15 protein-coding genes and 1 tRNA gene are annotated in these 13,504 nt (G+C 57.6%); 10 read left to right on the top strand and 6 right to left on the bottom strand.

The window, feature by feature from the left end; translation table 11 throughout:
- Window positions 1–187 precede the first annotated feature (187 nt).
- Both AY555_RS06645 and AY555_RS06640 read left to right on the top strand, forming a co-directional pair.
- Window positions 188–2,041 carry an ATP-binding protein gene (locus tag AY555_RS06645; RefSeq protein WP_082811898.1) on the top strand — a complete coding sequence of 618 codons (1,854 nt, stop codon included), beginning with the start codon at window positions 188–190 and terminating at the stop codon, window positions 2,039–2,041.
- Window positions 2,038–3,624: an HD domain-containing phosphohydrolase gene (locus tag AY555_RS06640; protein ID WP_082811897.1), complete on the top strand. Its 1,587-nt coding sequence runs from the start codon at window positions 2,038–2,040 to the stop codon at window positions 3,622–3,624. The genes AY555_RS06645 and AY555_RS06640 overlap by 4 nt, the downstream gene beginning before the upstream one ends.
- On the opposite strand, the gene AY555_RS06635 is transcribed toward AY555_RS06640, so the two are convergent.
- The 6 genes from AY555_RS06635 to AY555_RS06610 form a co-directional block, all read right to left on the bottom strand.
- Entirely contained in the window at window positions 3,621–4,073 is a 453-nt protein-coding gene (locus tag AY555_RS06635; RefSeq protein ID WP_156483322.1) for an arsenate-mycothiol transferase ArsC, read from the bottom strand. The two genes, AY555_RS06640 and AY555_RS06635, sit on opposite strands and share 4 nt — an antisense overlap.
- Before the next feature lie 3 nt (window positions 4,074–4,076).
- A complete protein-coding gene (locus AY555_RS06630) occupies window positions 4,077–4,601 on the bottom strand; it encodes a UPF0262 family protein (RefSeq protein WP_066135002.1) in 525 nt (174 codons plus the stop codon).
- A gap of 164 nt (window positions 4,602–4,765) precedes the next feature.
- Window positions 4,766–5,044: a hypothetical protein gene (locus AY555_RS06625; RefSeq protein ID WP_066135000.1), complete on the bottom strand. Its 279-nt coding sequence runs from the start codon at window positions 5,042–5,044 to the stop codon at window positions 4,766–4,768.
- Between the two features lie 170 nt (window positions 5,045–5,214).
- A complete protein-coding gene (gene murA / locus AY555_RS06620; protein WP_066136713.1) occupies window positions 5,215–6,516 on the bottom strand; it encodes a UDP-N-acetylglucosamine 1-carboxyvinyltransferase in 1,302 nt (433 codons plus the stop codon).
- Window positions 6,517–6,578: 62 nt separating this feature from the next.
- Window positions 6,579–7,133 carry a dCTP deaminase gene (dcd, locus tag AY555_RS06615; RefSeq protein WP_066134997.1) on the bottom strand — a complete coding sequence of 185 codons (555 nt, stop codon included), beginning with the start codon at window positions 7,131–7,133 and terminating at the stop codon, window positions 6,579–6,581.
- A 133-nt stretch (window positions 7,134–7,266) separates the two neighbouring features.
- Complete coding sequence (locus tag AY555_RS06610; RefSeq protein ID WP_066134995.1) at window positions 7,267–7,467, bottom strand: hypothetical protein; 201 nt, start codon at window positions 7,465–7,467, stop codon at window positions 7,267–7,269.
- Between the two features lie 215 nt (window positions 7,468–7,682).
- Between AY555_RS06610 and AY555_RS06605 the strand changes: the two genes are divergently transcribed.
- The 8 genes from AY555_RS06605 to AY555_RS06570 all read left to right on the top strand — a co-directional run bounded on the left by AY555_RS06605 (window position 7,683) and on the right by AY555_RS06570 (window position 13,496).
- A tRNA-Thr gene (locus AY555_RS06605) sits at window positions 7,683–7,757 on the top strand.
- A gap of 696 nt (window positions 7,758–8,453) precedes the next feature.
- A complete protein-coding gene (locus AY555_RS06600) occupies window positions 8,454–9,038 on the top strand; it encodes a hypothetical protein (protein ID WP_066134993.1) in 585 nt (194 codons plus the stop codon).
- Window positions 9,035–9,532 carry a DUF1870 family protein gene (locus AY555_RS06595; protein WP_066134990.1) on the top strand — a complete coding sequence of 166 codons (498 nt, stop codon included), beginning with the start codon at window positions 9,035–9,037 and terminating at the stop codon, window positions 9,530–9,532. The genes AY555_RS06600 and AY555_RS06595 overlap by 4 nt, the downstream gene beginning before the upstream one ends.
- A gap of 157 nt (window positions 9,533–9,689) precedes the next feature.
- Entirely contained in the window at window positions 9,690–10,088 is a 399-nt protein-coding gene (locus tag AY555_RS06590; RefSeq protein ID WP_066134988.1) for a hypothetical protein, read from the top strand.
- A gap of 56 nt (window positions 10,089–10,144) precedes the next feature.
- Complete coding sequence (locus AY555_RS06585) at window positions 10,145–10,456, top strand: hypothetical protein (protein ID WP_066134987.1); 312 nt, start codon at window positions 10,145–10,147, stop codon at window positions 10,454–10,456.
- Window positions 10,429–10,989 carry a hypothetical protein gene (locus tag AY555_RS06580; protein ID WP_156483321.1) on the top strand — a complete coding sequence of 187 codons (561 nt, stop codon included), beginning with the start codon at window positions 10,429–10,431 and terminating at the stop codon, window positions 10,987–10,989. Before AY555_RS06585 ends, AY555_RS06580 begins: the two co-directional genes overlap by 28 nt.
- Window positions 10,990–11,106: 117 nt before the next feature.
- The gene (locus tag AY555_RS06575; protein WP_066134984.1) at window positions 11,107–11,628 is read left to right on the top strand and encodes a terminase small subunit; all 522 of its coding nucleotides are present in this window, start codon (window positions 11,107–11,109) and stop codon (window positions 11,626–11,628) included.
- Window positions 11,629–11,630: 2 nt separating this feature from the next.
- On the top strand, window positions 11,631–13,496 hold the full coding sequence (locus tag AY555_RS06570; protein WP_066134981.1) for a phage terminase large subunit family protein: 1,866 nt from the start codon (window positions 11,631–11,633) through the stop codon (window positions 13,494–13,496).
- Window positions 13,497–13,504: the final 8 nt, after the last annotated feature.

Below are 13,504 nucleotides of genomic sequence, written 5' to 3'. Positions count from 1 at the left end.
GGGCATTGGGCCTGAATGGCTCCATAGAACCCCGAATATGGCTTTTCGTCCACACTTTTTACCAATTCCGGCTTTTGCCCATACTGAAAGAACCTTCCGGGCGTTATTTGCCTGATACAAAACAGAACCGCATAGTGAACCAGACCATGTGCACGCATGGTCTTGTCCGGCAGGGTGCGTGTTCCTGATGCCTGTTCCAGATCGGTCCTCCAGAGCTGTTGCAGAGCCATTGCGGCGCATGATGAACGCAATGCAGGTTGTGCCACGCCATTCGTCCATTTCCAATGGCTCTTTCGTGGAAGCCGCCCGCAGTATGACCGAACTGGCTGTCACGTCACTAGAGGTGGAACAGGCCGGAATATGGCTTTACAACGAAAGCCGCAGTGAATTGATGTGCCAGGATATGTATGCCCCGATGGAAGAGGGTCATGGCCGCTGCGCTCCTTTTCAGGTCTCCCTGCTTCCGGACTATATTCATGATCTGGACCGACAGCGGCTGACAATCCTGACCATGCCCGAACACCGTGCCCCCCTGTCCGTTATGATTAAGGCCGGCGCCATCTCGGCACAAAGCCAAGCCCATCTCGGGGCCCATATCTACTCAAACGGTCGGGTTATTGGGCTTTTTGGCATGACAACCGAAACACCAAGACCAACCTGGAGCGCAGAAGAGCGTGCTTTTGCCACCTATCTCTGCGATGTTCTTGGCACCGTATGGCAAGCAAAGCTGCGGCGTGAAGCAGAAGAAGAGCTGCGGCTTCTCAACGAATCCCTAGAACGTCAGATCGAGGAACGCACACACCAGATCCAGGTGCAAAGCGCCCTGATGGAGGCTGTCCTCAATAACATCAGTCGTGGCGTCGGATGCTTTGATGCGGACAACCAGCTGGCACTGTGCAACCCTCAATTTCTGAAAATCCTTGGTCTGCCCGCGCGGTGCAGTACCATTGGCACGCCCCTGCTCTCCATTACACAAAGTGGAAAAAGCGGGCAGGACCTAGCCCCCCTTCCACAAGCCGTACAGGATGAAAAAGGCCGTTACGTTCCCTTCAGCCTTGCCCTGCAACGACATAACGGCCATATCGTGGAACTGGAAGGTATTCCAATGCCGCACGATATCGGGGGCACGGTGATCACATGCACCGACATGACCAAACGCATACAGGTTGAAATCGAGATCAGGGACGCCCACCACGCCGCACAGACAGCCAACGCAGCCCTGCGCAAGAGCCTAGAAGACCTGCAACGCACCCAGAAAGAACTGGTAGAATCTGAAAAGCTTGCATCCCTTGGCAGCCTAGTCAGCGGCATTGCCCATGAAATCAACACCCCCGTTGGCGTTGGGTTGACCGCAGCCTCGCTTCTGGATGAGTCCATCAGCGAGCTGGAAGCGTGCTATGAGCGCGAAGACTTGGACTCCGAGACCTTCGAAAACTTCATGAGTGGCGCAAAAGAAACCATCCGGATGGTTCTAGGAAACATCGAACGCGCTGCCGAACTGGTACGATCCTTCAAGAATATTGCCACCAACAGCTCCAGCGAAGAAATCCGCAAGGTCAATCTGAAACAGCATATTAAGGATGTTGTTGTCAGCCTGACACCGCGAATCCGCCAGTCTGGGGTTCGCGTGGAAACGGATATTCCAGATGACATCAGCCTGTCCACACATCCGGGTCCATTAGGGCAAGTTATGACCAACCTAGTTATGAACGCCCTGACCCATGCCTTTCCCGAAAAGAAAGATGGCAACACGGTATGGATTGCGGCCCGCCAAGAAACGCCGGGAACAGGCATGGCAGAGATCACCGTGTCGGATAACGGCACCGGCGTCAGCCCTGAACACCTGCCCCGCCTGACCGAACCCTTTTTTACGACGAAGCGCGGCAGCGGTGGAACCGGGCTGGGCCTGCATATTGTCTACAACATTGTGACCGGAGCTCTGGGAGGGCAAATGCACTACAGCAGCCCACCCGGAGAGGGACTGTCTTTCAGGATTATCCTGCCGTCCCTGACCCCTCACGAGGAGGGCCATGTACCATGACCGGAAAATCCCCCATGCTCAGCCCGAAGTCTCCGCGAAAGAAAAAGAAACAGGGGGCAGACGAGGCCACATCCACCGTTGCAAACGGCTGGCCGGTTCTGATTGTCGATGACGAGCCCGAGGTGCACCGCGTTACAGAGCTAGCCCTAGCCGGATTCCGGTTCGCAGACCGCCCTCTTGAAATTATCAACGCCATGTCCGCAGCCGAGGCACGCAAAATACTCGAATTGCGCAGCGATATCGCCGTTATCCTGCTGGATGTCGTGATGGAGACAGAGCACGCCGGCCTGGACCTGGCTCAATGGATCCGGAACGGACTTGGCAATACCGATGTCCGGATTGTGCTGCGCACCGGACAGCCGGGACAAGCACCGGAACGGGAGGTTATCACCACCTACGACATCAATGACTACAAGGAAAAAACCGAGCTGACAGCCCGCAAGCTGCATACCCTGTTTTTTTCCTGTCTACGGTCCTGGAGAGACATAAAAACCCTAGAGGCAACCCAGCGCGGGCTTGACCTGATCCTGAACGGGGCTGGATCTCTGTTTTCCTATCAGCCGGCCAACCGGTTTGCAGAAACCGCGTTGCACCTGTTTCATGATCTTCTGCATCTACATGACACAACGGCTGAATCCCCCATGCACGGGCTGGTACTGAGCGTTCAACGCCGCACAGGGAAAATTGCCATCATGGCAGGGACGGGACGTTACAGCCCACCCATGACCGGCCGGCTGGAAGACCTTCGCCCGGACCTGCCGGATGACCTGAAACGCCTGGAAAGCAAGATCCCGGAGAACGGGCACTTCGCCATGGATGGGATCATGGCACTGGCCAGTTTCCGCAGCTCGGTCGAAATCAAGAATATCCTGATGCTGGACGGCGTTGATGCCTCGTCCATTCCACAGCGACCGGTTCTTGATGTCTTTTGCCGAACCATGGCCTATGCCATGGACAATTACAACTTGATCGATCTTGTGGAGCGCGCCCAGAAAGAGGTTGTCCAACGCCTGGGAGAAGCCGTGGAAACCCGGGCCATGGAAAGCAGCCAGCATGTCAGGCGTGTGGCAGAATACTCCTGGATTCTGGCCCTGGCAGCAGGTATGCCGCGCCGGGATGCACAGGTCCTGCTGGCAGCCTCTCCGTTACACGATGTCGGCAAGATCGGCATTCCGGATGCCATCTTGAACAAACCCGGTAAATTGACCGATGAGGAGTGGGAGGTCATGAAAACCCACACCATTATTGGCGAGGACATGCTGATCCAGTCCGACCTGGAAATTCTCAAATGTGCCGCCATTATCGCCGGTGGGCACCACGAACGCTGGGACGGCACAGGATATCCAAGACGTCTGTCCGGGAAGATCATTCCCCTGCCCGCCCGTATTACGGCTATAGCCGATGTTTTCGACAGCCTTGCCAGTGACAGTGTGTACAAGAAGGCTTGGCCACTGGAACGCATTCTACAATACTTCGAGGAAAATTCCGGAACCCAGTTTGATCCATCCTTGGTCCGCATTCTTTTCGAGAAGCTGCCGGACCTGCTGGAAGCCCGCGATCGATACCGCGACGATATTTTCTAGACGCTGCCCGCGCCTTCGACAGGAGGGCCAAATCGGTCCTTGATCCGCTTGATCAGATCATCACGCACCTGACGGTATGCATCCAGCCTCACCTCCCGCGATCCTTCAACGACAGAAGGATCAAACGTGTGCCAGAACTCCACATCACACGCCACCGTGCGGGTCAGCTCAACGGCCTTGTGTTGCGCTTCGGGCGACAGGGAAATCACTAGGTCAAAGCTGTCATCATCCAGATCATCAAAAGTTTTAGGACTATGGCGCGACACGTCAATACCAATTTCGGCCATAACAGCAACCGCAAAGCCATCCAGCTGGCCACAGCGAACACCGGCTGAATCAACATAGATTTTCTTTCCATACAGATAACGCAGGATGGCTGCCGCCATAGGAGAACGAATGGAGTTCATCGTACAGACAAACAAGACTGCTGATGGATCGCTTCGCTCCACCCCTCAACTCCGCGCGTGCAGAACGCAGACCAAGGTGAACAAGCGGCGGGCCGTATCCAAGTCAATATCAATACCGGCATCGGAAAGCTGCTGGCGCAACATCGATGCCCCCTCGTTATGGAGACTCCGCCGTCCTGCATCAACCGCCTCAATACGCGACGGTGCAGCCGTGCGGATGGCCCCGTAGTAGCTGTCGCAAACCATGAAATACTCCCGGATCACAGCCCGGAATCCTTTCAGGGACAGAAAAAACGTTTCTATTGGTATGTCGCCTTCCGTCCGGACATCAAAATACAGCTTCTCTCCTTCAACGAAAAGGTGAAGACTGTACGGACCTTCATTCCCCGCACCCGACACACGGAAGGTATTGTCCTCGATCAGATCGTAAATGGCCATACGCCGCTCATGCTCGACCTCCGGCCTGCGGCTGCGAACGATTTTCTCATCCAGATGAACAGAGACAATCCTGTTCTTGTCCACAGCAAGGACAGCCGGTGTCTTCACACCGTCATTTCCTGCCCCTGGCATCAAGAGGTGCAACTTCCGGACAGGGCGAAAGACCCTTCTGTATGAAAGAATCTGCAAGTCATAGTCTCTCCCAAGAACTGCCAAAAATGGAAGTGCCAGCCCGGCAAGGTTTGCCGCACCACAGCATCTTGTCAAGGCAGCACATGGAAAAGACCGCAAAAGTTCTACCGGAACCGTACGTAGTACGAGATACCAAAGAACCCTAGACCCAAGGCGATGATCGCAACCAGAACAACCAGCACAATGGTCTGCAGGGCAGAAACAACAGCCCCGCCGCCGCTGTTTATAGCCGCGTTCAACTGATCTATACGTTCCTGGATAGGCTTCTGCATCGCCTTTTTCTTGCCGGGCGGCAAGGCGTTGTACATCTCTTGGAGACGCTTCAATTCCTGGATATTCTCTGCACGAGATCCCAGCTTGGGCTTGGACTTGGGCTTGGCCATTAACCCCTCATCTCACCCGGCCCCGCGCCACGCGGATGCCACACACCGGCCTTTGCCGCTGCCCGACTATAGCACGCACCCCCGGGCAATAAAGGGGGGCGGGTCTTTCTGAAGCCGTGGTCTTTCCCGGTGGACGAGAATAAGACCACGACACAACACACAGTAAAGAATCAGCCACGTAAACGCTCTATGTTGGCACCGCAGGCGGCAAGCTTGGCTTCCAGACGCTCATAACCGCGGTCAAGGTGGTAAATACGGTTCACAATGGTCTCCCCTTCAGCGGCCAAACCGGCCAGAACAAGGGAAACAGAGGCCCTGAGGTCCGTGGCCATCACCGGGGCACCAGAAAGCCGGGGCATACCACGCACAATGGCAGAAGCACCGTGTACGTTGATTCTGGCCCCCATACGGCACAGCTCGGGCACATGCATGAACCGGTTCTCGAAAATTGTCTCGGTAATCATCGAAGCCCCGTTGGCCGTTGCCATCAGAGCCATGAACTGGGCCTGCATATCGGTGGGGAAGCCGGGATAGGGTTCGGTCATCAGATCAATGCCCCGGATCTCGGCACCATCAGCGCGAATACGAACCCCGCGCGAGGTTTCAATCACTTCAACGCCACATTCGTTCAGGGCAGAAAAGACTGCACCCAAGGCCGCAGAATTGGCACCGACCAGTTCCACATCGCCACGTGTAATGGCCGCCGCAATAGCATACGTCCCGGTTTCAATACGATCGGGCAAAACCGAATATTCTGTCCCGTGCAGGGACGACACGCCCTCGACCCGCAAACAATTGGAGCCAATGCCGGAAATCCTGGCGCCCATCAGGGTCAGGCAATTGACCAGATCCGTGATTTCCGGCTCCTGGGCCGCATTCATGATCACAGTCTCACCCTCAGCCAGGCAGGCGGCCATCAAGGCATTCTCTGTTCCGCCAACGGTGACAGCAGGGAACATGATGGTGCCACCGCGCAAACGGCCATTCAGGTCATCACGGATGCGGGCGTTGATATATCCCTCGTCCAGCGAAATCTCGGCCCCAAGTGCCTCCATGGCCTTCAGATGCAGGTCCACAGGCCTAGTTCCGATGGAACAGCCGCCGGGCAATGAAACACGACATGCACCAAAACGTGCCAGCAATGGACCCAAGACCAGAACGCTGGCCCGCATTTTCCGGACAAGGTCATAGGGTGCCGTCAGGCTTGTTATATCGGCAGCCTGCAACTCCAACACACGGCCTGATGCACTGCCGACACCGCCCTCACCCCCATTCAGGTGCATACTAGTCCCGTGCTGGGCCAACAGGTGCGCCATGGTGGTGATATCTGCCAGATGCGGCAGGTTGGTCAGACGCAAGGTCTCCTCGGTCAAGAGTGCCGCCGCCATCAGGGGCAAGGCTGCATTCTTCGCACCGCCGATCGGAATCGTTCCGCGCAGGGGCGTTCCCCCGACGATGCGGATGCGATCCATCCCTCCACGCTGCTCCTGCCGGGGGCGCTCTACCGTCAGGCTGTCCACTGCCGGGCGTTCTATCACAGCCGGGGCAGTGTCACGCCCTTCTGGCCCATGTACTTGCCCTTGCGGTCGCCATAGGAAGTTTCGCATTCGGGATTCCCCTTCAGGAAGATAAACTGACAAGCTCCCTCGTTGGCATATATGCGTGCAGGCAAGGGAGTGGTATTGGAAAATTCAAGTGTCACGTGGCCTTCCCATTCGGGTTCCAGAGGCGTGACGTTGACGATGATTCCGCATCGGGCATACGTTGACTTGCCAAGACAGATCACCAGCGTATCACGTGGAATACGAAAGTATTCGACCGTACGGGCCAAGGCAAAGCTGTTGGGGGGAATAACGCAGACATCTGTCTTGCGGTTCACAAAGCTCTTGTCTGAAAATTCCTTTGGATCAACAACGGCTGAATCAACATTGGTAAAAATCTTGAACTCGTCGGCAACCCGGGCATCGTACCCATACGAAGAGACGCCGTAGGAAATCACGCCATCCCGTTCCAGACGGTCGGTAAAAGGTTCGATCATGCCGCGGTTGCGGGCCATTTCACGAATCCAGGTATCAGGCATGACGGCCATGGGGAACAGTCTCCATCATTTGGAACCGGGGTGTTGCCCTGTGACACAACGGGGCGGAAACGGCACCTTGTAGCGCAGCACGCGCCAGACCACAACGGCGTGTTTTTGGTTTCAGGCCCGTTTTACGGGCATATCATCCGGTTTCATCCCGAGGCACGGCAGATACTGACGGGCATACCCCTGAATCATCATCGGAAATGGCGCGCGATCGGGTCTGCTGCTTGCGTCGCAACAGGTTCTCCCGCAGGGCCATGGCCAGACGATCCTGGCGACGATCTTTCGACGGTCGGGATCCACCGCCCTTCTCTTCCGAAACAACCGGAGTATCTGTCATCAGATAATTGCCTGTACAAAACAATCGCACATGATCCCGCTGCCAACAGGCCGGAACGCTGGCACTGTGCGATGATCAGGTCATCACCGTCAACCCACTGGCCCACATTTTTATGCTTGCATGGGTCGATACGCTGTGCCATAAACCCGCCCACCCTGCGGGGTGCCCGAAAAGGCCTTGCCACAAGGCAACTTGGGCTGACAATTCAAGTCGTTGCTGCTGTAGCTCAGGGGTAGAGCACTCCCTTGGTAAGGGAGAGGTCGAGAGTTCAAATCTCTCCAGCAGCACCAGCCGGAACCCCCAGGAAAACCTGGGGGTTTTGTTCCTTGAGAGGAAGCGCCATACTGCCCGACAGACAGGCACTTGGGCGCATTTTTGGGCGCAAGCTGCGCACAGAAGAGCCGGCACCTCTTATAGGTAACGGCACAGGCATGCGGCAAGCAGCCGGGAAATACGACCAAATGTGCGCTCCGGTCAAAGGCTGCTGCGCCCGGGGCGGCCACTAGCGAACTGAAATCACTTGCGCCACGGTCCGTGCGTCATAGACAGGTCAGCCAGCCGCGCCGCGGCAAGAGGTGACGCGCCAGAGTTCCGTACATCTTACTGAAATACATACATATTCCTGCTGTGCCGCAACTGCGCTACGGCCCGTCCAATCTCTCTCCCGTCATGCGTCGGGGTCACCCCTTATAGGGGGACCCCGACGCCAGGGAGACAAGCTGAACCCGCCCTGGCACGTACCCCATAAATACAGGTCCGTTTCCGGGTTAAGGCTGCCCACCCCCATATAGGCTACCAAGACATCTACGGTCACGATCCGTCCATAGTCATGGGGCCGGTGCAGGCCCCTTGACACAGCGCACCACGTGGGGTCATTTTTAAGTATATAGCTGCCCCAAAAAATACTTGACGTGTTCGCGTTTATGAACAACAATCAGTTCATCAAGACCGCGATTGGCGCAGTCAGACTCTAGGAGTCAGAAATTATGAACCGCACAGAATTCAAAGCACTCTGCAACACCCACGACCTTGATTTTGATGAAGATCGACGGGCGGCCTATGCCTTCATTCGGGATGAAGCTGACTTTACCGCGATCAAATCTTTGCTCGACAATGAGAGTGCTTATCTTGTCTGGGCTTGGAAAAAAGCCGGTCAGGCCAGCATCAACTACACACCGTACACACAGATCTTTGCTGACGACGCAGAAGCCGTCGCCCGCGAAATGGCAGACCGCTATGTAGAGCTCCTCGATGAGGTTGACGGGATCGAGTACTTCAGCGCTGACCATCTCGAGCGCCGTGATCAGGCCCTTGAAGCTAACCCGGCACAGGCTGGTGAGTCAGAAAAAGGCCACCTCGAGCGTGTCAATGAAGAAAGCAATGACGTGTTTCCCCCCCTGGACGTCAACGAGTCCGGCTGCTGGGATACCGATACCTACAGTCTGGTTTTCTCCGACGCTGAGCGGCAAGAAGGACTTTGGAGCTACTCATTTGACCAGACAGATTACCATGTTGTTCTGATCCTGAACGACGCGGAAGAAGAAGACGAGGAAGAAGAGGACGCCGCATGACGCCGGCTGAACTCAAGACCATTCGCGAAACACTGGGCCTCAAGGCCCAGTGGGTTGCTGACCAAGCGGGTGTGAGGCTCCGCACGGCCCAGTATTGGGAAACAGGCCGAATGGCAGTGCCCGCAGATGTGGCGAGCATGCTCCTCGACATAGACCGCGCATTGGAAGACATGGTTGCCCAATCGCTCGCCAAAATCGAAGGAACGGCTGCACAGCACGCCGGAGCGGTGGAAGTCATATTGCTGCGTTATCGTACAGATAAAGACCTGTGGGAATTTCACCCCGATCTGGCGCCTTTACCGGCCAGCACACACGCCGCCATGTTGGCCCGCTTATGCCGGGCGCTTTCGGCGCGAAGCATCCCGACCGTTATTCAGTACATGGAGCCGGATGAGTATTGGGAGTGGCTTGGGGATCGGCCTGACACGGAGGCAGCGCGGTCCGAGTGGTCTGTGACGCTTCCCGTCCCCGGGAAGGCCCCGAAAGCACATTAGTTCAAGGCTTGACATGATACAGCGGAATGGCGCACCTTCCGTGTAATACACCCCCCACGCCTCTCGAAGACGCGCACCATGGGGGGTAATTTTTTGCCGCCAGGATGCACCAAAAGGGCCTTTGTTTTACTGGGGCCTCGGGTTATAAGACACGGCCATGGAACAGGTTGCCGAACTCCCTGAAAGTATTCAGGAAATAGCCGGCGTTATTGGCCGCGACCGGGCGCTTTATCTTGTCGGCAGCCTTGCGCCGTCCGGAAAGCGCAGGTGGAGGCGCATTCTCTACGTTCCCCACCCCCGCAACCTGAAAATGTCCTCGAAAATCGTCGAAATCCTTGGCTATGAGGATGCCGCCCGCATCTCCCGCGCGTTTGCCGGGCTGATCCTTCAGCCCGCGAATGGGAACAGTCTCTCCCGCCCCCTGCGGGATCGCCGCATCTGCGACATGGCCCGTAACGGCGTGCCGACGACAGATATCGCGGCGGGGTTCGCTCTCACGCCGCGTCGGGTCAGGGACATTCTGAAGCGGCAGGAAAAAGCGCCACAGGACGTATAGGGGCCTGTCTGCCACGCTGCCTGACAGTTGATGACCGATGCCATGGTGTGGAGCGAATGCAGGTGGATCAGATTGTGCCGCGGCTTGCTGCGGTTGAAGCGCGGCTTGATAGTACAGACCGGACCCTGGCCGAAGTCGCCCTTACCCAGCGTGAGATATCTCGGACCCTGACCGCGCTGACCGTCCAGGAAGTTGCGCTGGACCGGCTCGGCCAGGAGTCCGTCCGGATGTGGGAGAAGATTTCCGCAGCGGAATCATCGCTGACCCGGATTCAGGCCGAAGCCCGCATTGCCGCCTGTATCGGCTCCTCGTGCCTTACAGGTGCCGTCGGATACATCATATGGTTGATGCAGCATGTGAGGCTTTAACCATGCAATGGTCTGATGTCGGGCAATGGATCAAGAACAACGGCGGTCATGGGGCGTCGCTGGTAGGTTCTCTTCTGACAGGCAACCTGCCCGCAGCGGTGGCCAGCGGCATCGCCATGGTCAGCAGCGCAACCGGCACAGACAGCCCCGAGGCGGCCTTGCGTGAGCTCCAGAGTAACCCGGCGGCGGTCATCCGCCTGCGCGAGATCAGCCTTGAGGATGACAAGTCAACCCGGGCACATATCGAGGCTATGGCGCGGGCAGAGATGGAAGACAGCCAGCACGCCCATCATGAAACGCAGGAAACCATTCGGGGCGGGGACCGGGCCTCCGACCGCCTGATCCGCTGGATCCGTCCCGGCCAGTCCACCCTGTCCCTGCTCGCAGGCATCGCCTATGTATGGCAGGCGCCCGCCCCGGACCCTTACGCGCTGACCCTGCTGTTCTCGCTGCCCGGCGCCTACTTCGGCCTGCGCGAGTTCGGCAAGGGCGCAGAGCTGCTGGCTACACGTCGCGGGAGGAGGGTGTCCTGAAAAAAACAGGTACTTCCACGAGGGGTCCGGCCTGCGGGTGGAAAGGCCCGGGCTTTTATGTGTGCGTGGCCCTTGCCCAAGGGGTTTATTATTATATAGCAAGACGGCTGTAGCGCGATGAGTGGCAGGAAAGGAGCGGGCCAGGAGGTCAACCGCACGGCCATCGCCCAAGTATTTGGCGTCGCGCTGCCAACAATTGACCAGTGGGTCCAGGTTGGTTGCCCCTTCGTGTGCCGTGGGGGCAAGGGCAAGGCATGGATTTTCAACACCGCCGATGTTGCTGCCTGGCGCGAGGACAGGATCCGGCAGGAAGCAGTGTCAAGTGCGCCCGCCGATGAACAAGAACTGAAGCTCCGTCAACTTCTGGCGGTGACCCGCAAGGCCGAACTGGCGTTGCTTCGTGAAAGCGGTGAACTGGCCCCCCTGTCCCAGGTCGAGAAAGCCATCGCTACCGCATTCGCGGAAGTGCGGGCGAACCTGAGGAACATACCGGGCCGGGTTGTCGCCCGCCTCATCGGTGAAACAGACGCCGCCCGCCTGAAAGCCGCTCTCCTCGATGAAATTGATGCTGCTCTTGAAACATTGGCATCCACCCCGCTGATTTCAGAGGCTGATCTTGAGCTTGAGGAGGAGTCCTGACGGTGACCGAGGGCTTTCCAAATCCGCGCGGCATTCTGGCGGCCATGCGACGGGCACAAGGCTACCTGCGCCCTCCGCCGAAGCTGAAGCCCAGTGAATGGGCCGAGGCCAATATCCGTATACCAATCGGTAATGCGGTCCCTGGTCCGCTGCGCTTCGACAACGCGCCTTACCAGCGCGAGCCCTTGGACATGCTCATGGATCCGGAGTGTCAGCGGGTCTCCATGAAGTGGGGAGCCCAGGTTGGCAAAACAACCCTCGCTCTCTGCGCCCAAGCCTACATGATCGCGCAAAATCCATGCAGCCAGATCATGATGTTACCGTCACAAGGCGACCTGGCGACATGGCTGGAGACAAAGTTCAACCCCATGGTCGAGGCTAATAAAGGTTTGCAGGCCCTTTTGGCCAAGCCACGTGGCAGGGAGGGCGTCAACAACCAGCGAATGAAGTCTTATCCCGGCGGCTTTCTGATGTTTGCCTGGAGCGGCAGTCCAAAAACCATGCGGGGGCGTTCCGCGCCGTTCATTGTCTGCGATGAAACCGACGGATATGACCGCACATCCGAAGGCCACCCGGTCGGGCTGCTGTGGCAACGGGCGGCGACATTCGGGGACCAGCGCAAGCTGCTTGAAATCTCGACCCCTACATTGAAGGCGGCGTCGTGGATCGAAAGCGCCTTTATCGCCGGGGACTGCCGTCGCTTCCTTGTTCCCTGCCCGGACTGCGGTCACAGACAGCACCTGTCCTGGCGCGGCGTCCAGTGGAATAAAAGCAGTGATGGCGAACACCTACCGGAGACAGCGTGTTACGTGTGTTCGGAGTGTGGCTCTCTTTGGGATGACGGGCGCCGCATTGCAGCCATCCGGCTTGGTGAATGGAAGGCCGAACGCCCTTTCAGGGGCCATGCCAGCTATCATCTGAACGAGTTATACTCGACGTTCAGGCATATGCGCGACATTGTCCGCTCCTTCCTGGACAAAAAAGCAGCGGGCGACCTGCAAACCTTTGTCAATGTCTCGCTCGCGGAAACCTGGGAGGAAGACGGGCAGCAGGCCTCTGCAATGGACTTGATGCGGAGAGTCGAGGTTTTCTCCGCCCCTGTACCCGAGGGGGGCCTGATTCTTACGGCGGGCATTGACATGCAGCAGGACCGTCTTGAAATGGAGGTGGTTGCCTGGGGTGCGGATGAGGAAAGCTGGTCCGTCGATTACCTTGTTTTATGGGGTGATCCGCTTGGGGCGGCTGTATGGGCGGAGCTGGACCAGGCCCTGAATGAAACCTACCTGCACCAGTCCGGCGCACAGCTTGCAATCAGTGCCGCTTGCCTGGATACCGGCGGCGGGCGGGGCCATACCTCTGCCGCCTATGACTACGTGAGGCGTCAAAGCGGGCGCCGCGTATTCGCCATCAAAGGCATCGGTGGTTTCGGGCGGCCCCTGGTCTCGCCGCCAAAGCGCACGCGGTCCATCCGCGGCGAGCGTCCGATCAATCTTTTCGGTGTTGGTGTAGACGAAGCCAAGATCATGATCATGAGGCGCCTGGAGGTCAACACGCCGGGCCCGGGCTACAGTCATTTTCCCGCCGACCGGAGCGCAGAGTACTTCCACCAGCTGACCGCCGAAAAACTCATTACACGCTACGTAAAAGGCTTTCCCCGCCCCGAATGGCACAAGACGCGGAGACGTAACGAGGCCCTTGATTGTCGTGTCTACGCTTTGGCCGCCCTGAAAATCCTGAACCCGAAATTCCATAAACTTGCATCCCGGTCAGCGCTGGGCAGTGGGGAAAAAGCGCCACAGGACAGCGCCGGGTCCGGGCCCCACCATACTGCGCGACGGTCGCGATTTCCTACGCGGCGGCGGGAATAAACAGGTTT

Source organism: Haematospirillum jordaniae (genome assembly GCF_001611975.1).
Classification (GTDB): domain Bacteria; phylum Pseudomonadota; class Alphaproteobacteria; order Rhodospirillales; family Rhodospirillaceae; genus Haematospirillum; species Haematospirillum jordaniae.
This window is presented reverse-complemented; position numbering and strand designations above follow the sequence as displayed.